This window comes from Micromonospora sp. NPDC023644 (assembly GCF_040640115.1).
Classification (GTDB): domain Bacteria; phylum Actinomycetota; class Actinomycetes; order Mycobacteriales; family Micromonosporaceae; genus Micromonospora.
Genome location: NZ_JBFABA010000022.1, coordinates 62,898 through 85,644, shown reverse-complemented (window position 1 = coordinate 85,644; position 22,747 = coordinate 62,898). Strand labels below are relative to the sequence as shown.

General features: G+C 74.6%; 23 protein-coding genes. 9 read left to right on the top strand and 14 right to left on the bottom strand.

Annotation, left to right across the window (positions count from 1 at the left end):
* The first annotated feature begins 992 nt into the window (after window positions 1-992).
* Together AB0G08_RS17950 and AB0G08_RS17945 are read left to right on the top strand one after the other, a co-directional pair.
* Window positions 993-1,334, top strand: coding sequence for a hypothetical protein (locus AB0G08_RS17950; RefSeq protein ID WP_358088848.1), 342 nt, complete (start codon window positions 993-995; stop codon window positions 1,332-1,334).
* A complete protein-coding gene (locus tag AB0G08_RS17945; protein ID WP_358088845.1) occupies window positions 1,331-1,990 on the top strand; it encodes a nucleotidyl transferase AbiEii/AbiGii toxin family protein in 660 nt (219 codons plus the stop codon). The genes AB0G08_RS17950 and AB0G08_RS17945 overlap by 4 nt, the downstream gene beginning before the upstream one ends.
* A 276-nt stretch (window positions 1,991-2,266) precedes the next feature.
* Here the strand turns inward: AB0G08_RS17945 and AB0G08_RS17940 are convergent, their stop codons facing one another.
* Window positions 2,267-3,169 (bottom strand): SDR family oxidoreductase, encoded by a 903-nt coding sequence (locus AB0G08_RS17940; RefSeq protein ID WP_358088843.1) that lies wholly within the window; start codon window positions 3,167-3,169, stop codon window positions 2,267-2,269.
* 212 nt (window positions 3,170-3,381) lie between these two features.
* Here AB0G08_RS17940 and AB0G08_RS17935 point away from each other — a divergent pair, with 212 nt between their 5' ends.
* Window positions 3,382-5,172, top strand: coding sequence for a 5'-nucleotidase C-terminal domain-containing protein (locus tag AB0G08_RS17935; RefSeq protein ID WP_358088840.1), 1,791 nt, complete (start codon window positions 3,382-3,384; stop codon window positions 5,170-5,172).
* Window positions 5,173-5,407: 235 nt separating this feature from the next.
* Here AB0G08_RS17935 and AB0G08_RS17930 read toward each other — a convergent pair whose 3' ends face one another.
* Window positions 5,408-5,599, bottom strand: coding sequence for a hypothetical protein (locus tag AB0G08_RS17930; RefSeq protein WP_358088838.1), 192 nt, complete (start codon window positions 5,597-5,599; stop codon window positions 5,408-5,410).
* Window positions 5,600-5,802: 203 nt separating this feature from the next.
* On the bottom strand, window positions 5,803-6,933 hold the full coding sequence (locus tag AB0G08_RS17925; RefSeq protein ID WP_358088835.1) for a geranylgeranyl reductase family protein: 1,131 nt from the start codon (window positions 6,931-6,933) through the stop codon (window positions 5,803-5,805).
* Between the two features lie 147 nt (window positions 6,934-7,080).
* Between AB0G08_RS17925 and AB0G08_RS17920 the strand changes: the two genes are divergently transcribed.
* Entirely contained in the window at window positions 7,081-7,317 is a 237-nt protein-coding gene (locus AB0G08_RS17920; protein WP_358088833.1) for a hypothetical protein, read from the top strand.
* 85 nt (window positions 7,318-7,402) lie between these two features.
* On the top strand, window positions 7,403-8,845 hold the full coding sequence (locus AB0G08_RS17915; RefSeq protein WP_358088830.1) for an MFS transporter: 1,443 nt from the start codon (window positions 7,403-7,405) through the stop codon (window positions 8,843-8,845).
* Between the two features lie 89 nt (window positions 8,846-8,934).
* Here the strand turns inward: AB0G08_RS17915 and AB0G08_RS17910 are convergent, their stop codons facing one another.
* Together AB0G08_RS17910 and AB0G08_RS17905 are read right to left on the bottom strand one after the other, a co-directional pair.
* The gene (locus tag AB0G08_RS17910; protein ID WP_358088828.1) at window positions 8,935-9,642 is read right to left on the bottom strand and encodes a hypothetical protein; all 708 of its coding nucleotides are present in this window, start codon (window positions 9,640-9,642) and stop codon (window positions 8,935-8,937) included.
* Between the two features lie 322 nt (window positions 9,643-9,964).
* A complete protein-coding gene (locus tag AB0G08_RS17905) occupies window positions 9,965-10,441 on the bottom strand; it encodes a VOC family protein (protein WP_358088825.1) in 477 nt (158 codons plus the stop codon).
* Between the two features lie 169 nt (window positions 10,442-10,610).
* Here AB0G08_RS17905 and AB0G08_RS17900 point away from each other — a divergent pair, with 169 nt between their 5' ends.
* Both AB0G08_RS17900 and AB0G08_RS17895 read left to right on the top strand, forming a co-directional pair.
* The gene (locus AB0G08_RS17900) at window positions 10,611-11,483 is read left to right on the top strand and encodes an MEDS domain-containing protein (protein WP_358088822.1); all 873 of its coding nucleotides are present in this window, start codon (window positions 10,611-10,613) and stop codon (window positions 11,481-11,483) included.
* The gene (locus tag AB0G08_RS17895) at window positions 11,480-12,424 is read left to right on the top strand and encodes a sensor histidine kinase (protein ID WP_358088819.1); all 945 of its coding nucleotides are present in this window, start codon (window positions 11,480-11,482) and stop codon (window positions 12,422-12,424) included. The genes AB0G08_RS17900 and AB0G08_RS17895 overlap by 4 nt, the downstream gene beginning before the upstream one ends.
* A gap of 63 nt (window positions 12,425-12,487) precedes the next feature.
* Here the strand turns inward: AB0G08_RS17895 and AB0G08_RS17890 are convergent, their stop codons facing one another.
* Together AB0G08_RS17890 and AB0G08_RS17885 are read right to left on the bottom strand one after the other, a co-directional pair.
* Window positions 12,488-13,117 (bottom strand): MBL fold metallo-hydrolase, encoded by a 630-nt coding sequence (locus AB0G08_RS17890; RefSeq protein ID WP_358088816.1) that lies wholly within the window; start codon window positions 13,115-13,117, stop codon window positions 12,488-12,490.
* A complete protein-coding gene (locus tag AB0G08_RS17885; RefSeq protein WP_358088813.1) occupies window positions 13,117-14,202 on the bottom strand; it encodes an S-(hydroxymethyl)mycothiol dehydrogenase in 1,086 nt (361 codons plus the stop codon). The genes AB0G08_RS17890 and AB0G08_RS17885 overlap by 1 nt, the downstream gene beginning before the upstream one ends.
* A gap of 186 nt (window positions 14,203-14,388) precedes the next feature.
* Here AB0G08_RS17885 and AB0G08_RS17880 point away from each other — a divergent pair, with 186 nt between their 5' ends.
* Window positions 14,389-14,808 (top strand): hypothetical protein, encoded by a 420-nt coding sequence (locus AB0G08_RS17880; RefSeq protein WP_358088810.1) that lies wholly within the window; start codon window positions 14,389-14,391, stop codon window positions 14,806-14,808.
* Window positions 14,809-14,886: 78 nt separating this feature from the next.
* On the opposite strand, the gene AB0G08_RS17875 is transcribed toward AB0G08_RS17880, so the two are convergent.
* The 6 genes from AB0G08_RS17875 to AB0G08_RS17850 form a co-directional block, all read right to left on the bottom strand.
* A complete protein-coding gene (locus AB0G08_RS17875) occupies window positions 14,887-16,182 on the bottom strand; it encodes an MFS transporter (RefSeq protein WP_358088808.1) in 1,296 nt (431 codons plus the stop codon).
* Complete coding sequence (locus AB0G08_RS17870) at window positions 16,179-16,841, bottom strand: GntR family transcriptional regulator (RefSeq protein ID WP_357881787.1); 663 nt, start codon at window positions 16,839-16,841, stop codon at window positions 16,179-16,181. The genes AB0G08_RS17875 and AB0G08_RS17870 overlap by 4 nt, the downstream gene beginning before the upstream one ends.
* 67 nt (window positions 16,842-16,908) lie before the next feature.
* Window positions 16,909-18,015 carry a CapA family protein gene (locus tag AB0G08_RS17865; RefSeq protein WP_358088806.1) on the bottom strand — a complete coding sequence of 369 codons (1,107 nt, stop codon included), beginning with the start codon at window positions 18,013-18,015 and terminating at the stop codon, window positions 16,909-16,911.
* Between the two features lie 68 nt (window positions 18,016-18,083).
* Window positions 18,084-19,010 (bottom strand): alpha/beta fold hydrolase, encoded by a 927-nt coding sequence (locus tag AB0G08_RS17860; protein ID WP_358088803.1) that lies wholly within the window; start codon window positions 19,008-19,010, stop codon window positions 18,084-18,086.
* Entirely contained in the window at window positions 19,007-19,933 is a 927-nt protein-coding gene (locus AB0G08_RS17855) for an SDR family oxidoreductase (RefSeq protein ID WP_358088800.1), read from the bottom strand. The genes AB0G08_RS17860 and AB0G08_RS17855 overlap by 4 nt, the downstream gene beginning before the upstream one ends.
* Window positions 19,926-21,410, bottom strand: a complete 1,485-nt coding sequence (locus tag AB0G08_RS17850; RefSeq protein ID WP_358088798.1) for an NAD(P)/FAD-dependent oxidoreductase — start codon at window positions 21,408-21,410, stop codon at window positions 19,926-19,928. Before AB0G08_RS17850 ends, AB0G08_RS17855 begins: the two co-directional genes overlap by 8 nt.
* Window positions 21,411-21,523: 113 nt before the next feature.
* Here AB0G08_RS17850 and AB0G08_RS17845 point away from each other — a divergent pair, with 113 nt between their 5' ends.
* Complete coding sequence (locus AB0G08_RS17845) at window positions 21,524-22,186, top strand: TetR/AcrR family transcriptional regulator (protein ID WP_358088795.1); 663 nt, start codon at window positions 21,524-21,526, stop codon at window positions 22,184-22,186.
* Here the strand turns inward: AB0G08_RS17845 and AB0G08_RS17840 are convergent.
* Window positions 22,156-22,680 (bottom strand): hypothetical protein, encoded by a 525-nt coding sequence (locus AB0G08_RS17840; protein WP_358088792.1) that lies wholly within the window; start codon window positions 22,678-22,680, stop codon window positions 22,156-22,158. The two genes, AB0G08_RS17845 and AB0G08_RS17840, sit on opposite strands and share 31 nt — an antisense overlap.
* Window positions 22,681-22,747 lie beyond the last annotated feature (67 nt).

Below are 22,747 nucleotides of genomic sequence, written 5' to 3'. Positions count from 1 at the left end.
CGAACGCCAGACCGGCGATACCAAGAACGCTGTTACGAATGAACGTGTTCATCAGATGTGCTCCATTCGGGGGTCGGCACCCACACCGAAGGGGGACTCGGCTTGTGCGGGTGCAAGCACCGTCCGGCGCTCAAGAAGCCTCAGGGGGAGACCTCCGGCGTCTCGCCGAAGGAAAGATCAGATCGGCCGTGTCGGCCAGGAGGATCCAAGCTGTTCGCGGGGCGGGGGGATGCCCTCACGTCGGCCGGACCATGTGTAACGACCGCCGGCCCACCATCATTCCGGGGCCCCGGCCCACCACCCGTGGGGCGGTGCGGGTCTTGCTCGGTCGTACGCAGGGTGTAACGACCCCACCCCGGCCACGATTCCGCCCCCACGATGCCCCCGGCCACACCCCCAAACCGGACACCCGGCGCGAATCGGGGACGTGATGAGACCCGCCCGCCGATGCCGCACCCGACACCCATGACGCAACCGGACACCAGGCACCCCGGTTCGCCGGGTGGACGGCCGGGATCTTGGTACGAAAGGGCCCGTGGCGGGGCGGTTTCGTACCAAGAGCCACCGGTGTCGTCGAGCGCTCATGATCGGTTGACGCTGCGCCGGGCTCCGCGCGGCCCTCCGCCCGGGCCGACATCAACGGATCATGGGACGCCGACCGTGAACCAACCGGCCGTGATCAGGACTTCATGACCCCACAACGCCCGGGAAACGTCCACGCCGCCTGATCACCGGACACTACGGGCGCAGGCGGGCAGGCGGCGGCGCCGCTGGGGGTGCAGGCAGGCAGGCGGTGCTACGACGCCCCAACCACCACGACAGACCCGCAACCACCGGATGCCAACCACCACGACGGACCGCGCCAAACCCGCCGAGGGCGACCCGCATCCGGCCCACCGGGACAACGTCAACCCACCCCGACCTGCCCCGCGCGCCACGACACCGGCGAAACCGCGATCCCCAGCGGCCCGACCTGGGGTTACCCTGACAGCATGCAGGCCCTCTCCCCCGCTCCGACCCGCGCGGCCCATCTGGCCCGCCCGGGCCGGCCCGCCGTGGTGGCCCGCACGCTCGCTGAGCTCACCGGCCCCACCCGTGGCCTGGTGGAGCTGCCGGTGCGGCTGATGTGGAACGCCGACCGCACCTTCGATCTGGGCGATCCGGACGAGCTGCTCTGGATGTACGAGAACGTGCTGCGCGAGACCACCCGCGCGGAGGACCTCCGGCTGCTCATCAACGGGCGCACGCTGCGCCGGGTGTGGCGGCTGCTCAACCTGCCCCGGGGCGTACGCCAGGCGTGGGAGAGCCGCCACCGGGGGCTGCGTACGGCGTGAGCACGGCGCACCCGCACGAGTTCTACCGCGAGGTGGCCCGGGTGGCCCTGTCCGCTGCCGGGCCGTACCGGTTCGTGCTCGGAGGCGGGGTGGCCTGGGCCGCGCACGGGCTGGTGACCCGCCCGACGGAGGACGTGGACCTGTTCGCGGACGTGGAGGGGGCCGCCGCCGCGGCGGCGGACGGGGTGCGGACGGCGCTGGAGCGGGCCGGGTTCGAGGTGACCGACGCCGACCCGGACAGCGAGCTGGCGGAGCTGTTCGACGGGTTCGACCGGGACCTGAGGGACTTCGTGGTGAGCCGGGACGGGCGGCTCATCCGGCTCAGCCTGGCCCGCCTCGACCGGCACCGCAGCCCGGTGGTGATGGACCTCGGGCCGGTCATGGACGTGCGGGACCTGATGGCGAACAAGACCGCCGCCCTGGTCAACCGGCGGGAGGTGCGGGACTACATCGACGTCGCGGCTGCCCTGGAACACCACGACGTGGCGGAGCTGCTGGAACTGGCCCGCCAGCTCGACCCGGCCCTGGACGAGGAGGACGTCCGGGATGCCGGCCGCTACCTGGACCGGCTGCCGGACCGCCGGTTCGCCCGCTACGGGCTGGACCCCGCCGCCGTCGCCCGGGTCCGCGCCCGCCTGGCCCCCTGGCCCCGCTGACCCACCCCGCACCCCCCATGCTCCGCGCCCCGCCACCCCGCCACCCCGCCACCCCGCCACCCCGCCACCCCGCGTCGATCATGCACTTCGGGTGGGCGGGAAGTGGCGGTCCTTCCCTTCTGCGGGGCACCACAAGTGCATGATCGACGCGGACCGGCGGGGCGGGCCAGGGACGCGGACCGGCGGGGCGGGCCAGCGGCGCGGGGCCAGCGGGCCACCGGCGCCGGGTCAACGCGGCCGGATCGACGGGGCCGGGGGCGGGGGCGGGTGGAGCGGCTACTTCGTGGGGCGGCCGCCGGTCACGCCCAGGATCTCGCCCGTGACGTAGCTGGACTCCTGGGAGGCGAAGAAGACGTACGCGGGGGCCAACTCGGCCGGCTGGCCGGGGCGGCCCTCGGGGGTGTCCTGGCCGAACTTCTCGACCTTCTCCTCCGGCATCGTCGCCGGGATCAGCGGCGTCCAGATCGGGCCCGGCGCCACCGCGTTCACCCGGATCCCCCGCTCGGCCAGGTCGGCGGCGAGCGCCTTGGTGAAGTTGGCGATCCCCGCCTTGGTGGTGGCGTAGTCCAGCAGCTGCGGCGAGGGGTCGAACGCCTGGATCGACGACGTGTTGATGATCGCCGAGCCCTCGGGCATGTGCGGCACCGCCGCCCGGCAGAGCCAGAACATGGCGTACAGGTTGGTCTTCAGCACCCGGTCGAACTGCTCGTCGCTGATGCCGAGGATGCCCTTCTCCTGCGCCATCTGGTGGGCGGCGTTGTTGACCAGGATGTCGATGCCGCCGAGGTCACGCAGTGCCCGCTCGATCAACTTCTGGCAGTGCCGCTCGTCGGTGATGTCGCCGCGTACCGCGATGCCCTTGCGGCCGGCCTCCTCGACCAGCCGGACGGTCTCCCGGGCGTCGGCGTCCTCCTCCTCGCCCAGGTAGGAGATGAGCACGTCGGCGCCCTCCCGGGCGTACGCGATGGCGATCGCGCGGCCGATGCCGGAGTCACCGCCGGTGATGACCGCCCGCCGGCCGTCGAGCTTGCCGCTGCCGCGGTACGACTCCTCGCCGTGGTCCGGCTTCGGGGTCATCTCCTGAGTCGAGCCGGGCGGCGTCTGCTGCTGCTTCGGTTGTCCCTCCTGCTGGCCGTACTGGCTGGTGGGGTCCTGCTGGGTGTGCTGGTCTTCGCTCACCGACGTCTCCTCGCGCACCGGTCGGGTGTGGGTCTCCCACCGCCCTACCCTGCGGCGGCAAGCGGAAACGACCGGCCCGGTGTTACACGGAGGGTCCTCTGCGCGCCGGTGGGATGAAACACCCCGGGCTGCTGTGGCAGGAGTGACGGCCGCTCGTTTATGGTGCGCTCGGCGCTCACCGGGCGTCCCGAACTCCCATGGAAGGGCACCTCATGACCTCTCCCTCCGGCCCGTCGCGTCGGACGGTGCTCGCCGCCGCGGCCGCGGCGGCGAGCGTCCCGCTGATCGCCGCCACCCCCGCCCAGGCGGCCGGCGCGGCCCGGTCGCGGACCTGGGACCTCACGATCCTCGGCACCTCGGACACCCACGGCAACGTCTACAACTGGGACTACTACTCTGACGCCGAGTACGACGACAGCAAGCACAACGACGTGGGCGTCGCCAAGCTGGCCGCCCTGGTCAAGCAGATCCGCACCGAGCGGCGGGGCCGGGCGACGCTGGTGCTCGACGCCGGCGACACCATTCAGGGCACCCCGCTGGCCACCTTCTACGCCAAGCAGGAGCCGATCACCACCACCGGTGAGACGCACCCCATGGCCAACGCGATGAACGTGCTCGGCTACGACGCCGTGACGCTGGGCAACCACGAGTTCAACTACGGCCTGCCGCTGCTGGCGAAGTGGATCTCGCAGCTGGGCTTCCCGGCGCTGGCCGCCAACGCCGTCAACGTCGCCACCGGCAAGCCGGCCTTCCTGCCGTACGTCATCAAGAAGGTCTCCGTCGGCTTCGCCGCGCCGCCGCTGCGCGTCGGCATCCTCGGCCTGACCAACCCGGGCAGCGCGATCTGGGACCGGGCCAACGTCGAGGGCAAACTGCGGTTCGACGACATGATCGCCACCGCCGCGAAGTACGTACCGATCATGCGGGCGCGCGGCGCCGACATCGTGCTGATCTCCGCCCACGGCGGCGACAGCGGCACCTCCAGCTACGGCCCCGAGCTGCCGATCGAGAACCCGACGGCGCTGATCGCCCAGCAGGTCCCCGGCATCGACGCGATCCTGTTCGGCCACGCCCACGCCGAGGTCGCCGAGAAGTTCGTGACCAACGAGCAGACCGGCGAGCAGGTGCTGCTCACCGAGCCGTCCAAGTGGGGCCAGCGGCTCAGCCGGATGGACTTCACCCTGGCCCGCGAGCGGGGCCGCTGGAAGATCACCAGCAAGACCGCCGCGCTGTTGAACACCAACACCGTGGTCGAGGACCCGAAGGTCCTCGCCGCCGTGCGGGCGCAGCACCAGAAGACCGTCGCGTACGTGAACCAGGTCGTGGCCCGCTCCACCGTGGCGCTCTCGGCGGCCGAGAGCCGCTACAAGGACACCCCGATCCTGGATTTCATCAACCACGTCCAGACCGAGGTCGTCGGTCAGGCGCTGGCCGGCACCTCGTACGCGGACCTGCCGGTCCTGTCGATCGCCGCGCCGTTCAGCCGGACCGCGGTCTTCCCCGCCGGCGACGTGAAGATCCGCGATGTGGCCGGGCTGTACGTCTTCGACAACACCCTCGAGGCGGTGGTGCTCAGCGGCGCCGAGGTGCGCACCTACCTCGAGTACTCGGCGAAGTACTTCCGGACCCTCGCCCCCGGCGCCCCGGTCGACCCGGCCGCGATCAGCGACCCGGCCGTCCCGGACTACAACTACGACGTCTTCTCCGGCCTGGACTACGACATCGACATCGCCAAGCCGGTGGGCCAGCGCATCACCCGCCTGGTGCTGCCCGGCACCGACACCCCGGTGGCGGACAACGCGCAGTTCGTGGTGGCGGTGAACAACTACCGGCGCAGCGGCGGCGGGAACTTCCCCGGCATCGTGAAGACCCAGGTCTACAACGAGCAGCAGGAGATCCGTCAGCTCCTGATCGACTGGGCGCAGGCCAGGGGCACCATCGACCCGGCGGACTTCTACCAGCCGAACTGGCGGCTGGTACGCGAGGGCGTGCCGGTCTTCTGACCCCCGATCACCGGACGGGCCGTGGGCGGATCGCCCGCGGCCCGTCCGCGTGTCGGTCCGTAACCGCGTCCGTGTGTCGGTCCGGGACGGGGATCGTCACCGGTCGGCGGCCCGACGCGACGCGACGCCGCCGCGGGGACCGCGGCGAACGGCAGGACGGGGTCGGCGTGCAGCACGTCGACGTTGGCCGGGTAGCGGTTGCCGACGCGCGCCCTCGCCCGGCCCGGAGTGGTCGTCAGGCCCCGTGCCGCAGGTCCCACCGGTCCCGCTCGTCGCCCGGGTCCGGCAGGTCCCGCCGCGGGTCGGTCTCGGTCAGCGCCGTCCGCTCCTCCGGGCGCACCGCGGGCGGCATCTCGCCGAAGCGTACGTGCCGCAGGAAGGTGTAGTCGTCGTCCGTGAACGACGCTCCGGACCGCTCTTCAGCCATCGCTTCCCTCCCTCGACGACCTCGTCATTTTGCGCGCTGGTGACGGCGGGCACCACCCCTAGAGCATCCTAGGATCCTGGGTGAAAGCCAGTACGCCGGGCCGCGCGCCGGCGCCCTCCCGCCGGACCGACAGACCGGTGAACCACCGAACCAACGGAACCGACGGGCGGTGGGACCGACGGACCAGCGAACGGGCTGCGCGCTCAGGCGGCCGGCAGCCGGTCCAGCAGCGCCAGGGCCGCTCGGACCGGGGCGCGGTGCAGCGTCTCGTCGAAGCTCGCCCGCCCCTGACAGAACCGCACGAACATCCGCCAGCCCGGCGGGGTGGCCAACAACGCGTGGAAGACCCCGGGCCGCCGGGCGAACACGTCGAGCAGCCGGTGTCCGGCCCGCATCGACGGCACCAGGTCCCGGGTGACCGCCCGGTCGTACCCCGCCAGGTCACCGGCGGCGACCGCCGCACCGGCCAGCTCGCCGGAACGCAGCGCGTAGCTGATCCCCTCCCGGCTCCACGGCTCCAGCAGCCCCGCCGCGTCGCCCGCGACCAGCACCCGGCCCCGACGCAGCGGCGAGTCCTCGGTCCGGCAGCGGGTCAGGTGACCGGAGTCGTGCGCGGGCTCCACCCCGGACAGGCCCAGCCGGTCGACGAACCCGCGCAGGTAGGCCCTGGTCCGCTCTCCCTCGCCCCGGGCCGCGATCACGCCGACCGTGAGCCTGTCCCCTTTCGGGAAGACCCAGGCGTACGAGCCGGGCAGCGGCCCCCAGTCCAGCAGGAGGCGGCCCTGCCAGCGGGCCTGCTCCTCCGGCGGCACGGGCAGCTCCAGCTCCAGCCCCAGGTCCACCTGCCGGTGGCGCACGCCCACGTGCCGGGCCGTCACGCCGGAGGAGCCGTCCGCCCCGACCACCGACCGCGCGTGGACCGTGCTTCCGTCGGCGAGCCTGAGGCGTACGCCGTCGGGGTCCTGCTCGACCGCGCGGACCGCGACGCGCTCGCGGACCTCGGCGCCGGCGGCGACCGCGGCGGCGCGCAGGCGGTCGTCGAACTCCTCCCGGCGCACCATGCTGACCAGCGGACCGCTCCGATGGCGGCGGGTGAACCGCCGTCGCCCGTCCCGGGTGAACGTCACCCGGTCGACCCGGTCGTGCGCGGGCACCTCGATCCGGTCGGCCACCGCCGCGAGCGAGGTGCCGATCAGGCCGCCCCCGCAGGTCTTGTAGCGCGGGTGCGCGGCGCGCTCCACGACGAGCGTGCGCACGCCCGCGCGGGCGGCGGCGTGGGCGGCGGAGAGCCCGGCGGGGCCGGCGCCGACGACGGCGAGATCCCAGACGATCACTGGTGCAGCGTAGGGCAAACCGCAGCATCCGGCGCCGTCGGCGCGGCCGGGGCACCGCCCGATCGGGTGCGCATCTTCGGTCGCCGACCGGGTAACCGCCCGGCGCAACCGCCCGCTCAGGGGCGGGACAGGCTAAGGAGGAAGGCCGTGCGGCAGGTGCAGCTGTCGGATGTCGAGGAGCGGGTGTACGACGCGGTCGCGGCGTTGGAGGCCCGGGGGCACGTGCCGTACCCGGACCTGATCGCCGAGGAGGCCGGTCTCACCGAGGAGCAGTTGCGGGCGCCGCTGCACCAGCTGACCGAGAAGAACCTGTTGCACCGGGAGGACTCGCCGATGGCCGGGCTGGACTTCGGCCCCCGGTTCTGCGCCCGCCAGATGGCGTGAGGCGCCGCGCGCCGCGTGATGGTTCGCCTCCCGGGGACCGGGGTAGCGCTGAGCGGTGCCCGTTCACCGGTCCGAGGGAGGCACGATGAGCCCCACGGGCGCGCCGCCATCGGCCGAGGCCACCGCGTCGCCGGACGACCGGCGGCGCTGGCAGGCCCTCGGGGTCGGGCTGGTCGCCGCCTTCATGACGCTGCTCGACGTGAGCATCGTCAACGTCGCCGTCCCGTCGATGGACCGTGCCCTCGGGGCCTCCCCCAGCGATCTGCAGTGGGTGCTCTCCGGGTACGCCCTGACGTTCGGGCTGGTGCTGGTCTCCGCCGGGCGCTTCGGCGACGCGCGCGGGCGGCGTAACGCGTTCGTCTTCGGGATCACCCTGTTCACGCTGGCCAGCGCGCTGGCCGGGCTGGCCGCCTCCCCCGCGTGGCTGATCGCGGCCCGGCTACTTCAGGGCGCCGCCGCCGGGGTGGTCAACCCGCAGGTCACCGGGCTGATCCAGGAGCTCTTCCGGGGGCCCGAGCGGGGCCGGCCGTTCGGGCTGCTCGGGGCCACCATCGGCATCTCCACGGCCGTCGGCCCACTGCTCGGCGGCCTGCTGATCGCCGTCGGCGGCGAGGAGCACGGCTGGCGCTGGGTGTTCTTCGTCAACGTGCCGGTCGGCGTCCTCGCGGTGGTCCTCGGCTGGCGGCTGCTCCCCGGCCGCCCGGCAGGCCCCCGGGACCACCGACGGCTGGACCCCGTCGGGGTGCTGCTGCTCGGCGTCGGCGTGCTGCTCGTGCTGCTGCCGCTGGTGCAGCAGGAGTGGCGGGGCCAGGCGAAGTGGCTGCTCGTGCCGGCGGGGCTGCTCACCCTGGCCGGCTTCGGGGCCTGGGAACGGTGGTACGCCCGGCGCCAGGAACCGCTGTTCGACCTGCGGCTGTTCGGCTTCCGGTCGTACGCCCTGGGATCGCTGATCGCGCTGGTCTACTTCGGCGGGTTCACCGCGATCTTCTTCATCTTCACGCTCTACCTGCAGAACGGGCTCGGCTACAGCGCGCTGGTCGCCGGCCTGGCCATCACCCCGTTCGCGCTGGGCTCGGCGGCGGCGTCCGCGCTCGGCGGCCGGATCGTCAACCGCTTCGGGCGTCCGCTGGTCGCGGTCGGGCTGCTCACCGTGGTGGCCGGGCTCGTCGCGGTGGTCGGCGTGCTCGCCCTGGCCCCGAGCGGCGCCACCGTGCCGTGGCTGACCGCGGCTCCCCTGCTGGTCGCCGGGCTGGGCAGCGGACTGGTGATCGCGCCGAACCAGACCCTGACCCTGTCCCAGGTGCCGGTGCGGCACGCGGGCAGCGGGGCGGGCATGCTCCAGACCGGCCAGCGGATCGGTTCCGCCGCCGGGATCGCCGCCGTCGGTTCGATCTTCTTCTCCTCGCTGGCCGCCAGCGGTGGGGACTTCTCGCTCGCCTTCCGGCACTCGCTGCTGCTGGCCGCCGGGGTGATCGCGCTCGCGCTGGTCGCGGCCCTGGTCGACGTGGCTATCGGTCACCGTCGCTGACGGCACCGGCCACCGCGGGCTGGGTCCCGGGCACGGAGACGACGACCGGCCGGCCCCGTTCAGGGCCGGCCGGTCGTGTCACACGGGTGTCACCAGAGCTGGGAGACGATGTCCGCCGCCTGCTCCTCCCACTGCGCGTACGCGAAGGGGTAGGCCGAGACCTGCACCGTCTGCGCGGCGGAGGTCAGCGGCAGGTCCTGCCAGCCGCCCACGTTCTTGAGCGCCCGGAAGAACGCCTGCGACGCGTACTCCGGGTCGGTGATCTGCTCGGGCGAGCCCCAACCCGACGACGGACGCTGCTGGAACAGGCCCTGCGAGTCGTGGTCGTTGTACGCGCCCAGGTGGCCGAGGTTGTAGAGCTTCGACTCCTGCAGCGAGGTGGCGATCCCGATGACGGCGCCCCGCTCCCCCACGCCGGTCTCCTTGGCCTCCTCGACGATGGCCCTGGCGTTGGCGAGCTGCGCGTCGTCGAGCGGGATGCGCGACTGGGCGCCCTGCACCCCGTGCGGGATGAGTTCCGCGCGGCTGGGCTTGTCGGCGGCGGGCCTGGTGGTGGTGCCGCCCGTGGTCAGGGCCGACTCCTCGGCCGCGCCCGGCCGGCTCTTGCCGGTGGCCTGCTCGATCGCCGCCACGGCGCCCTCGTGGGGCGCGGTCGTGACCGGGGCGGCCACGGCCGTCGGCCCGAAGGCGAGGCCACCGAGGGCGGCGACACCGACCACGCTCAGCGCGATCTTGCGGTTCGAGTCCTTCGAGTCCTTCGCGATGGCCGGGAGCCATCGAGTGAAGTCGTACTTCACGATGGTTGCCCTTTCGGTCAGGCGAAGCGCTCCCTGGATGAGCACTCCTGGAGGGGGAAACTTCCGCGCCGGACGGGGTTTCGGCTCCGGCGGTACGGGGGACACAACCAGCCGGCCCTGTCTGGCATTCCGGATATGACCCGACCCCGGTCTGCTGCGACCCGGGTCACTCCGCGATGGGGACGCACGGGGGCAACCACCCGGTGATGGGACGTACGGGACACCCGCTGCCTGTACGCAGCCGGCCGTCGTAACCGCCCGCGGGCACGATCCGCCGGCAGTCAGGCTCCGTGACCGCCGGGGCCGCCGCGCGGCGGCACGCTCACTCCGCGCGGTCGCGTGCCCCTGCGGTGTCGCCCGGCGTGGCCCGTTCCTCGGCGCCGCGCAGCTCCTCGAAGACGGTGATCTGGAGGCCGGCCGGCGCGTCGAGGCGCGCGTTGAGCGACTGCCACGGCGTCACCGTCGGCGGGGCGATCTCGGTGGCGCCGGCGGCAACCAGGCGACGGGTGGCGGCGCGGCTGTCGTCCACCTCGAAGGCCACCCGGAGCTTCGGGGCGACCTGCCGCCCGACCTCCACCTCGTCGATCATCCGCTTCTGCGCCGGGTTGGCGATCTCCAGGGTGGCCCGGCCGGCGTCGAGGATCACCACCCGCGCGTCGCCCTCCCCGGCGAACGCGGCCTGCTCCGGCAGGCCCAGCGCGTCGCGGAAGAACGCCACCGCGGCGTCGTAGTCCTCGGCCTCCACCACCAGGCGCAGCTGGCGTACGGCGGGGGTGCTGCCGGCATCGTGCGTGGTCATGTCGCCAGAGCCTAGACGGCCGGGCGGCCCGGACGAATCACGGCCGTGGGTGGACGGTTCCCCGCCCGTGCCTGGCCGGGTGGGCGGCGGGGCGACGCCGACGTTTCACCCGGTGGGCCTGCGTGGGGACCGACGATTACAGTGGGGGGCGCCGAGTGGAAGGCGGGGAATGACTGGTGGTGCGGTGGTCGAGCAGGTGACCCTGGGAGACCACGTCTGCTGGACGTACGACGACGACGCCGACGCTCTCGACGCCGTCGCCCGCTTCGTCGTCACCGGTCTGCGCCTCGGCCAGAAGGTCCTCTGCCTGCTCGACGCGCTGGAGCCCGCCGCCGTCGTGGCCGCCGTCCGGTCCGCGGGCGGGTCCCCGGACGCGGCGCGGGCGGACGGTCGGCTGCGGATCCTGCCGGCGGTCGAGATCCACCGCGACGGTGGCCGGTCCGCGTCGGACGCGACCGTCGCCACGCTGGCCGTCGAGATCGCGCGGGCGCACCGCGAGGGCCACTCCGGGCTGCGCCTCGTGAACGACATGGCGTGGGCGGCGCGCGACGGCGCCCCGCTCGCCGAGCTGCGCCGCCACGAGGCCGCGATGAACGCGCTCTTCCCCGCCGGCGGGGCGGCCGCGCTGTGCCTCTACGACCGGCGGCTGTTCCCCGCCGACCGGTGGCGGGCGGTCGCGTCCGTCCATCCGGCGACGGCCGGGCCGGGCGCCGACCGGGCCTGGGTGCCGCTGCTGCGGGCGTACCGCACGGCGGACCCGCCGGGACTGCGGCTGGTCGGGCAGCTCGACTGGAGCAACCGGGGGGCGTTGGGCGCCATGCTGACCGGGCTGGCCGGCCCCACCCCGTCGGGACGACCGGCGGTGCTCGACGTGTCCGACGTCAGCTTCGCCGACGTGGCCGCCGCCAGCGCGTTGCTCGACGCCGAGCGGACGTCGGCGCCCGACGGGTTCCGGCTGGTCGGGTGCCGCCCGGTGGTGCGTCGCCTGCTCGACCTGGTGCGCGCCACCGGGTTCGCCCACGCCGTGGGGCGGCCCGCATGACCGGGGCGCGGCACGCACAGGAGGCGGGCGCCTTCGTGCACGAGGGGCTCTTCTACCACGACGTGGACGGCCTGCTCGCGGGCACGGTGCCGTTCATCACCGACGGGCTCGCCGCCGGGGAGCCGGTGCTGGTCGCGATGCCCGGCGCCAACCTGCGGTCGGTCCGCGCCGCGGTCGGCCCCGCAGACGCGGTGCGCTGGGCGGACATGTCGCAGGCCGGCCGGAACCCGGGCCGGATCATCCCCTGGGTGTTGCAGGCGTTCATCGAGCAGCATGCCGGCCGCCGGGTGCGGATCGTCGGCGAGCCGATCTGGGCCGGGCGCAGCGACACGGAGTATCCGGCGTGCGCCCAGCACGAGGCGCTGATCAACATGGCGTTCGCCGGCCGGGACGCGACGATCCTCTGCCCGTACGACACCGCCGGGCTCGACGCCGACGTGCTGGCCGACGCGTACGCCACGCACCCGATCCTCGTCGACCACGCCGGGCGACGGCCGAGCGCGCAGTACGCCCCGGCGGAGGTGGTCGCGCGCTACAACAAGCCCCTGCCCACCCCGGCGGAGCCGGTTTCGGCGCTGGTCTACGAGTTCGACACGCTGTCCACCGTGCGGCGGTTCGTGGCCGGGCACGGCGAGGCCGTGGGCCTGGACGAGGACCGGCTGGCCGACCTGCAGATCGCGGTGACCGAGCTGGCGACGAACAGCATCGCGCACGCCGGCGGCACCGGCGTGCTGCGCGTGTGGCGTACCGCCGAGCACCTCGTCTGCGAGATCCACGACGACGGCTGGCTGACCGACCCGCTCGCCGGGCGGCTGACCCCGGCCGCGGACGGCATCGGTGGCCGGGGGCTGGTGATCGTGCAGGCGCTGTGCGACCTGGTCCGCGTGCACACCACGGCGGCCGGGACGACCGTGCGGATGTACGTGCGCCGCCCGGCGTGACCGCCCGGCGGCCCCGGACGGCCGCTGGGCGACCACCCGGGGGCTGCCGGGGCGGGCGCGGGTTCAGTGCCCGCGGGCCAGCCACTCGTCGAGGTGGGGAGCCTCGGCGCCGACGGTGGTGCTCTCCCCGTGCCCGGTGTGCACGACCGTCTCCGGGCCGAGGGTGAGCAGCCGGTCCCGGATCGAGGCGACGATCGTGCCGAAGTCGCTGTACGAGCGTCCCGTCGCCCCCGGCCCGCCGGCGAAGAGCGTGTCGCCGGTGAAGACCACGCCGAGCTGCGGCGCGTGGAAGCTGCACGCGCCGGGGCTGTGGCCGGGCGTGTGCAGCACGGTCAGCGTGGTGCCGGCCACCTCGAGGGTCTGCCCGTCGCGCAGCGTCCCGCCCGGCGCCTCGTCGGGGTGCACCATGTCCCACAGCACCCGGTCGGCGGGATGCAGCAGCACCGGCGCGCCGGTGGCGCGGGCCAGCGCCGGGGCCACCCGGACGTGGTCGTCGTGCGCGTGGGTGGCGAGGATCGCCCGGACCCGTCGGTCGCCGACGGCGGCCAGGATCGCCTCGACGTCGTGCGGGGCGTCGACGACGACGCACTCGGCGTCGTCGCCGACCACCCACACGTTGTTGTCCACGTCGAAGGTCTGACCGTCGAGGGAGAACGTGCCGGAGGTGACGGCGTGGTCGACGCGGGCGGCCATCAGAGGACCACCACCGAGCGCAGCACGTCGCCGCGGTGCATCCGGGCGAACGCCTCCTCGACCTGGTCCAGGGCGATCTCCTCGGTGACGAAGGCGTCCAGGTCGAGCCGGCCCTGCAGGTAGAGCTCGGTGAGCACGGGGAAGTCCCGGCTGGGCAGGCAGTCGCCGTACCAGCTCGACTTCAGCGAGCCGCCGCGGCCGAAGACGTCCAGCAGCGGCAGGTCGACGGTCATCTCCGGGGTCGGCACGCCGACCAGCACGACGGTGCCGGCCAGGTCCCGGGCGTAGAAGGCCTGCTTCCAGGTCTCGGGGCGGCCGACCGCGTCGATCACCACGTCGGCGCCGAAGCCGCCGGTGGCGGCGCGGATCGCCTCGACCGGGTCGTCCTGCCGGGCGTCGACCGTGTGGGTGGCGCCGAACCTGCGGGCCCAGTCGAGCTTGCGGGGGTCGGTGTCCACCGCGACGATCGTCGTCGCGCCGGCCAGCGCGGCGCCGGCGACCGCCGCGTCCCCGACGCCGCCGCAGCCGATCACGGCCACCGAGTCGCCCCGGGTGACCCCGCCGGTGTTCATGGCGGCACCGAGACCGGCCATCACGCCGCAGCCGAGCAGCCCGACGGCGGCGGGCCGGGCCGCCGGGTCGACCTTGGTGCACTGACCGGCGTGGACCAGGGTCTTCTCCGCGAAGGCACCGATGCCCAACGCCGGCGTGAGCTCGGTGCCGTCGGTCAGGGTCATCTTCTGCGCCGCGTTGTGGGTGGCGAAGCAGTACCACGGGCGGCCCCGGCGGCAGGCCCGGCACACCCCGCAGACGGCCCGCCAGTTGAGCACCACGAAGTCGCCCGGCGCGACGCCGTCGACGCCCTGCCCGACCTGCTCGACGACGCCGGCGGCCTCGTGCCCGAGCAGGAACGGGTAGTCGTCGTTGATGCCGCCCTCCCGGTAGTGCAGGTCGGTGTGGCAGACCCCGCAGGACTGGATCCGCACGATCGCCTCGCCCGGCCCCGGATCCGGCACCACGATCGTGGTCACCTCGACCGGCGCACCCTTGCTGCGGGAGATGACTCCCCTGACCTGCTGGCTCACGGTTCCTCCTGCTCCACGCCGACGCGCCGCGCCGCCGTCCGTCGGTGCGCTGCCGCAGCACCTCGATCACGTCCCTCGGGCGAAACTACCCCCGATCGTCGCGGACGACCGGGGGCCGGCGGGCGGTTATCCCGGGCGGCGAGGGGTAGGCGGGGGCACGGTTCGACGCTCGGACGGGAGTGCGCCATGAAGGTCAGCCATCTGCCGCTGCGGGTCAGCATCGGTGCGTTCGTCCTCAACTCGGGGATGGGCAAGCGGTCGCTGGAGGGGGAGGCCGCGCAGGGCCTGCACGGGATGGCGGTCGGCGCCGTTCCGCAGCTCGGGAAGCTCGACCCGGACCGGTTCGCCCGGCTGCTCTCCCGGGCCGAGATCGCCCTGGGCGCCGCGCTGCTCGCGCCGTTCGTCCCGTCGGCGCTGGCCGGCCTGGGGCTGGCCGCGTTCGGCGCGGGTCTGGTGCAGCTCTACCTGAGGACCCCGGGAATGCGTGAGCCGGGCAGCCTCAGGCCCACCCAGCAGGGCATCGGCCTGGCCAAGGACGTCTGGCTGCTCGGGGCCGGCCTGACCCTGGTGCTGGACGACCTCACCCACGGCCGCCGGCGCTGCTGAGGCGCCCGACCGGCCGGTCCGGGGGCGCCGGCGGGGTCGGACAGTCGTCGTGGCGGGCCAGGGGACGTCGCGGCGGGGTCAGGTCGGCGTCGCGACGGGTGGCCGGGCGGCGACCTCGCGGCGGGCCGCGTTGCGGTAGCGCAGCACCTGGACGGCGCCGAGCGCCCAGAGGACGTACTGCACCGCGAAGGCCCACCGGAAGGCGGCCAGGTCCGGGGTGGCCCGCCCGGGCGGGGTCGCCAGGTCGAGCACCACGCCGACGGCCAGCACCAGCACGATCGAGGCGACGAAGCCGCCGACGTTGACGACCCCGGTGGCGCTGCCGATCCGGTTGACCGGGTTGAAGCTGCGCGCGTAGTCGAACCCGATGAGCGAGGCCGGGCCGTTGACCGCGAGCACCAGCACCAGCGTGACCAGCAGCCAGCCCGGGGCGCGTCCCGGCCAGGCGAGCACGACGGCCCAGACCGCGGCGGTGGCGCCGGTGATCGTGAAGACCAGCACCGAGCGGTGGAACGGGTGCCGGGCGCAGAGGTGCGCGATCACCGGCCCGGTCAGTAGCATGGCGGCGGTCATCAGGGTGAGCAGCGACGCCGCCGCGGTCGGGCTGAGCCCCTGCCCCTGCACCAGGAACGGGTAGCCCCAGAGCAGGGCGAACACGGCGCCGGAGAACTGGGTGACGAAGTGCGTCCAGAGCCCCAGCCGGGTGCCCGGCTGAGCCCACGCGGCGGCGAGCTCGCGGCGGACGTCGGTGAGGGTGGGCGCCGCGCCGTCCGCGACCTGCCCGCCCGGGGTGTCCCGGACGGCGACGACGACCGTCAGCAGCACGGTCGCCCCGACCGCCGCGGCGGTGAGGAAGGCGGGGGTCCAGCCCGCCCGGTGCAGCAACGCCACCAGCGGCACGGCGCCGAGGATCGCCCCGAGCTGGCCGAGCGTGCCGGTGAGCTGAGTCATCATCGGGTAGCGCCGCCCCGGGAACCACAGCGCCACGATGCGCAGCACGCTGATGAACGTCATCGCGTCGCCGAGCCCGATCAGCACCCGGGCGGCGATCGCCAGGGGCACGTCGGTGGCGAGGGCGAAGCAGAGCTGACCGGCGACCATCAGCGCGCCGCCGGCGATGAGCAGCCGACGGGACCCGAACCGGTCGAGCAGGACGCCGACCGGGACCTGCATGGCCGCGTACACGGCGAGCTGGGCGACGGAGAAGGTGGCCAGCGCCGAGGCGTTGACGTCGAAGCGGTGCGCCGCGTCGACGCCGGTGACGCCGAGCGAGCTGCGGTGGAACACGGCGGCCACGTACGCGGCCAGGGCCACGCCCCAGACGAGGCCGCCCGCCGCCCGGCGCGGGGCGACCGGCGCGGTCCGCACCCTCACCGCAGGGCCCGTAGCACGTCCGCGGCGTTGTCGATGTGCGCGGCGACGGCGGCGAGCCAACGCCCGGGGTCGTCGGAGTCGAGCGCGGCGAGCTGGTCGGCGTGCTCGGTGAGCGCCGTCTCGGCCCAGCCGGGCGAGAGCCGGAAGCTGGCCTCCCCCATCCGCAGCTGCCGGTCACGCAGCCGCTGGTACAGCTCGGCGAGGATCTCGTTGCCGGCCGCGTCGACGACGGTGGCGTGGAACGCGCGGTCGGCCTGCATGAGCGCGGTCAGGTCGCCGGCGGCGTGCGCGTCGCGCATCTCGGCCAGCCGGGCGGCGAGCTCGCCTCGCAGCGCCGCGCGCCGGGGCCAGACCCGCTCGGCGGCGTGCAGCTCGACCAGCCGCCGCGCCTCGATCACGTCGGTGATCTCGCGGGCGGAGACCGGGCGGATCAGCGCGCCCCGCTTGGGGTAGAGCCGGACCAGTCCCTCCGCCTCCAGGCGCAGCAGCGCCTCCCGGACCGGGGTGCGGGAGACCCCGGTGGCCTCGGCGATCTCCCCCTCGCTGACCAGCGACCCGCCCGGGTGGATCTGCTCCAGGATCTCCCGCTTGAGGTGCCGGTAGGCGCGCTCGGCGGCCGAGGGCGCGACCGTCCGGCCCGACGGCGAGGGATGCGTCATGTATCCATGGTGGGCCCCGCCTGCTCGGCGCACCCCGCGCCCCCGCCGGGGGTGGCGCGGGCCACCGTCAGCGCGTACGCAGCGTCAGCAGCCCGTCGCCGTCCACGGCGAACCCGGGCGCGAAGGGCGGGCCGAAACCGCCGAGCACCCCGGCCAGCCAGCGGGCCTCGTCGGGCGCGGCCCGCTCCAGGCGCATCCGGCGCATCCGCACCGGGGCCGCGCGCAGTCGCCGCAGCGCCCCGGTGGCCGCGTCGAGGGTCGGCAGCCAGAGCAGCCGCAGCTCCGGCCGGTACGCCTCCCGCCCGCCGATCCCCTCGTAGTCGTCGACCAGGTCGCCGCAGCCGTAGAGGACCAGCCGGTCGCGGTACACCTCGACGGGGCGGGGGTGGTGCGACGAGTGGCCGTGCACCACGTCCACGCCGGCGTCGACCAGCCGGTGGGCGAAGTCGACGTGCGCGGGCGGCACCTCGTACCCCCAGTTGGTGCCCCAGTGCACGGAGACCAGCACCCGGTCCCCCGGCCCGGCCACGGCGGCGATCCGCCCGGCCAGCGCGTCCGCCGAGGCGACCGAGACCTCCGGCAGGTACGCCACCCCGGGCGTCCCGGCGGCGGCCGCCCAGGTCGGGGGCACCCCGCTGGACGGCGCGGCCACCGACCAGACGAGCAGGTCGCGGCCCGGACCCAGCGGCACCCGGGCGGGGCGCCAGGCCGACGTCTCCTCCCGGCCGGCGCCGGCGGTGGCGATGCCGGCGGCGGCCAGCGCGTCGAGGGTGTCGGCGAGCCCGACCGGGCCGAAGTCGAGGCTGTGGTTGTTGGCCAGGGCGCAGACGTCGAGCCGGGCGGCGGTGAGGCAGGCCAGGTTCGCCGGGTGCATCCGGTAGTGGATCGCCTTGGCGGGGGCGTGCCGGCCCCGGCCGGTCACCGCCGTCTCCAGGTTGACCAGGCGCGCGTCGGGCCGCAGTTCGTCGAGCAGGCGGAGCGCGTCGCCCCACGGCCAGGCCGGGGGCGCCGGGAGCGGGACCGGCCCGCTGGCGGCCCGGGCCAGCTCGACGTAGCCGCTGGCCTCGCGTACCGCCGGTTCGCGCAGCTCGGGCGGGCCGGGGCTGGGCAGGATCGCGTCCACGCCCCGGCCGGTCATCACGTCGCCGCCGAGGAAGAGGGTCGGGTCGGGCATCCGGCCCGCTTTCCCCGTCCGGCCGCCCGCTCACCTACCACCGGCCGGCGACGCCACGCGGACGCGGGTCAGCCGGTCTCGGCGACCGCCGGCCGGTCCCCGGCGTCGGCGGCGTCGCGGGGCGGGGTCCCACCGCCGGTCGGGGTGTCCCCGCCGGTCGCCGCCCAGAAGTCGACGAGCAGGCGGTGGAACTCCTCGGCGCACTCGATCTGCGGCATGTGTCCGCAGTCGGTGAACAGGTGGGTGCGGGCCCTCGGCAGCCGGGACCGGGCGGCGTCGAGGTGCGCCGCCGGCAGGATCAGGTCCCGGTCGCCCCAGACGACCAGGGTGGGGGCGTCGAGCCGCTCCACCTCGGCCAGCAGCTCCTCCCGCCACTGCGGGCTCACGCCGCGGAAGGTGCCGAGGTCGCGCGCGGTCTCCAGCATCACCCGGGCGGCGTGCGGCTGGCGGGCGACCTCCAGCGCGTGGGCGACGCGGTCGGCGGTGGCGAGGGCCGGGTCGTGGAAGAGCGACAGCTCGGCGCGGCGGGCGGCCCACCGGCTGGGCCGCAGCAGCAGCCGGCCCAGCGGGCGCAGCGCCAGCAGCCGCAGCGCGATGGTCACCTCCCGGCCGAAGCCGGCGCTGTTGACCAGCGTCAGGCTGGCCACCCGGGCGGGCTCGGACGCCGCGAGGCGCATGGCGACCGCGCCGCCGAGGGAGTTGCCGACCACGTGCGCCGGCCGGTCCACGCCGACGGCGTCCAGGTAGTGGGCGGCGAAGTCGGCCAGCGCCGGCAGGGTGCAGGGACGGGTCATCGGCAGCGAGCCGCCGTAGCCGGGCAGGTCGACGCTGTGCACCCGGAACCGCTCGGCGAGCAGCTCGTGCAGCTCGGTGAAGTCGCGCAGGGTGCGGCCGATGCCGTGCAGCAGCAGCACCGGCGGCCCGTCGCCGTCGACGCGGTGGCACACCCGCCGGCCGTCCACGCTCACGTGCCGGCGGCCGGCCGGGGCGCTCACGCCGGCTCCCCGGCCGGGTCGGCCGCCGGGGCGGACCCGGGCTGCCGCTGCGCCGGGGCGGACGACCCGGTGGTGAGCCGGCGCGTGGACTCGCCCCCGACGCGGTCGAGCGCGAAGGCCACGACCCGCTGGTACGACGTCGGCGCCACCCGGGCCAGCAGGTCGGGCAGCTTCGCCGACCAGCCGATCAGCACCCGGCCCCGGCGGCGGTGCACGCCGCGCAGGATCACCTCGGCGGCCCGGGCGGGGTCGATGGTCAGCAGCTTCTCGAACTGCCGGCGGCCGGTCTCGAACTCCTCGGCGGGCACACCGCTGCCCACCCGGGCGTTCTGCGCGATCCGGGTGCGGATCCCGCCCGGATGCACGCAGGTCACGCCGATCCCGTCGCCGGCAAGCTCCTGGCGCAGCGCCTCGGTGAAGCCGCGCACGGCGAACTTGCTGGCCGAGTAGGCGGTCTGTCCGGCCGGGGCGATGATCCCGAAGAGGCTGGAGACGTTGACCAGGTGCGCGCCCGGCTCGACCCGCAGGGTGGGCAGCAGCGCGTGGGTCAGCTGCACCACGGCCCGGAAGTTGACGTCGACGACCCAGCCGAACTCGTCCAGGCTCACCTGGTCGAACCGGCCGCCCAGCGCCACCCCGGCGTTGTTGACCAGCAGCCGGACCGCCGTGTGCCGCTGCCGGATCTCCTCGGCCACCCGCGCGGTGGCGGCGGCGTCGGCCAGGTCGACCACGTAGGCGGTGAGCTGCCGGTCGGGGTGCGCGGCGCGGACCGCCGCGACGACGGCGTCGAGCCGCCCGGCGTCGCGGTCGAGCAGCACCAGGTCGCTGCCCCGGCGGGCGAGCGCGTGGGCGAGGGCCTCCCCGATCCCGCTGGCGGCGCCGGTCACCACGGCCGTGCCGCCGGTGAAGACGAACCTACGCACGGACGGTCCTCCTTTGCGGTGTGCCGGCGCGGGAGAACCGCACGCCGGGATCGGTGAGCCGGCCGTGCCGCATCAGCAGGACGTCCCGGGGATAGTTCTGGTGCAGCCGCCACGGCGCCCGGGCGCCCTGCTTGGGCAGGACGTCGACGCTGCGCAGCACGTAGCCGGCCGTCAGGTCGATGATCGGCTCCAGCTCGCCGTCGGGGGGTGCCAGCGGGGTGACGACCTGCTGGCCGGTGCGGTCGAGGTGGCGCAGCAGCCGGCAGACGTAGGTGGCGACCAGGTCGGCCTTCAGCGTCCACGAGGCGTTGGTGTAGCCGAGGGTCATCGCGAAGTTCGGCACCCCGGAGAGCATCATGCCCTTGTAGGCGACGGTGCCGGACAGCTCCACCTCCGCGCCGTCCACGGTCAGCGTCATGCCCCCGAGGGCGAGCAGGTTGAGCCCGGTGGCGGTGACGACGACGTCCGCGGCCAGCTCCTCGCCGGAGGCGAGCCGGATCCCGCGCTCGGTGAAGGTGTCGACGGTGTCGGTGACCACCGACGCCCGGCCCGTCGTCAGCGCGGTGAACAGGTCACCGTCGGGCACCACGCACAGCCGCTGGTCCCAGGGGTCGTAGCGGGGCGAGAAGTGCCGGTCGACGTCGTAGCCGGCCGGCAGCCGGCCCCGGACGGCGCGCAGCAGCAGTCGCCGGACCAGGGCGGGCGCGCGCCGGCTGAGCTGGAAGTTGGCGGTGGAGAGCAGGACGTTCTTCCAGCGCACCACCGGATACGCGGCCTTCGCCGGCAGCCAGCGCCGCAGCGCGTCGGCGAGCACGTCGCGCGACGGCAGCGCGAGGACGTACGTGGGTGAGCGCTGGAGCATGGTGACGTGGGCGGCCCGCTCGGCCAACGCCGGCACCAGGGTCACGGCGGTGGCGCCGCTGCCGATCACCACCACCCGCCTGCCGGTGTGGTCGAGGTCCCGCGGCCAGTGCTGCGGGTGCACGATCCGCCCGGCGAACCGGTCGGTGCCCGGGAACTGGGGCGTGTGGCCGGCGTCGTAGCGGTAGTAGCCCGCGCAGGTGAACAGGAAGGAGCAGGTCAGCCTGACCGTCTCGCCGGTGTCGTCGCGGTGGGCGTGCACCGTCCAGCGGGCGCTCCCGCTGTCCCAGTCGGCGCGGACCACCCGGTGGCGGAAGCGGATGTGGTCGGTGACGCCGTACTCGTCGGCGGTGCGGCGCACGTAGTCGCGGATCGAGTCGCCGTCGGCGATGGCCTTCGGGTCGGTCCATGGCTTGAAGGAGTAGCCGAGGGTGAACATGTCGGAGTCCGACCGGACGCCGGGATAGCGGAACAGGTCCCAGGTGCCGCCGACGGCGTCGCGGGACTCCAGCACGGCGTACGTCTTCCCGGGGCAGTGGCGGCGCAGGTGGCAGGCGGCGCCGACGCCGGACAGGCCGGCGCCGACGATGAGCACGTCGACGTGGTCGGTGGCCATCTCGTCTCCCGTCCGCGGGTGAGACACCGGACACTAGCCACGGCTGTCGAGGCTCGTCAACACCCTGTCGAGTTCGATCGACAGGGTGTTGATCCGGTGTAGAGTCACCGGGCATGACACCCGCCCGTACGGCCACCGGCAGCGCCACCGGGCGCGGACGGCGCGCGGCGCGCTCCGCCGGCGACGAACGGGAGCTGGCGATCCTGGCCACCGCCGAGCGGCTGCTGGGGCAGCGGGCCTTCGCCGACATCTCCATCGACGACCTGGCGCGCGGGGCGGGCATCTCCCGGCCCACCTTCTACTTCTACTTCCCGTCCAAGGACGCGGTGCTGCTGACGCTGCTGGACCGGGTCATCGAGGAGGCCGACAACGCCGCCGGGGACGTGCTGGAGCGGCTGGCCGAGGACCCGCGGGCGCGCTGGCGGGAGCTGATCGACCGGTTCCACGAGACGTTCGGGGCGCACCGCGCGGTGGTGCTCGCCTGCGCCCAGGTGCGCGGCACCAACGCCGAGGTGCGCCAACTATGGGCGAGGGTGCTGGAGCGCTGGGTGCACGCGATCGAGACCGCGATCGTGGCCGAGCGGCGGCGCGGGGCGGCCCCCGACGGGGTGCCCGCCCGCGACCTCGCCATCGCGCTCAACTCCATGAACGAGCGCGTCTGGTACGCCACCTTCGCCGGCGACGGGCCGGCGGTGGCCGAGCGCGACGTGGTCGACGTGCTGCGCGACGTCTGGCTGGCCGCGATCTACCGCAGCACCGCTCCCCCGCCGGCCTGACCGCGCCGGGCGGCGGCCAGCTCGGCGTCGAGCCGGGCGACCATCCGGTCGAAGTCCTCCGTACGCAGCACCGGGCCGATGTCCTTGCGCCAGCCCACCGTCCGGGACCGCCGCTGCACCGGCGTCTCGACCGCGCCGTCGGCCGTGCGCACCCAGCAGGCGTCCCGGGCGGTCGGCTGCCCGAGGAGTTCGGCTGGCCGCACGACGAAGCCGGTCACCCGCGACCACGGCAAGGTCCGGGTCGAAAACGTGTAGCGCAACCGCAGGCCGCTGTCGTTGACGTACACACCGACCAGAAAGTATCGGGCGACCAGCGTCATCCACAGCGCGAGGAAGGCCACCACGCCGGCGAGGCCGAAGGCGTCACGGACGTCGAACCGGCCCGCCGCCAGCGAAACCAGGACGACGACCGCCATCGTGGAAGCAACGGCGAGCATGAAACCGCTCAACACCTGCCGCGCGCCCACGGGATCGATCCGCCACCATCTCCGCACGGCCAGGAGGGTAGCGGCGGGCGGCAACCCCGGCCGCCTGGGCGACGTCTGCCTGCGACCGCGCTGC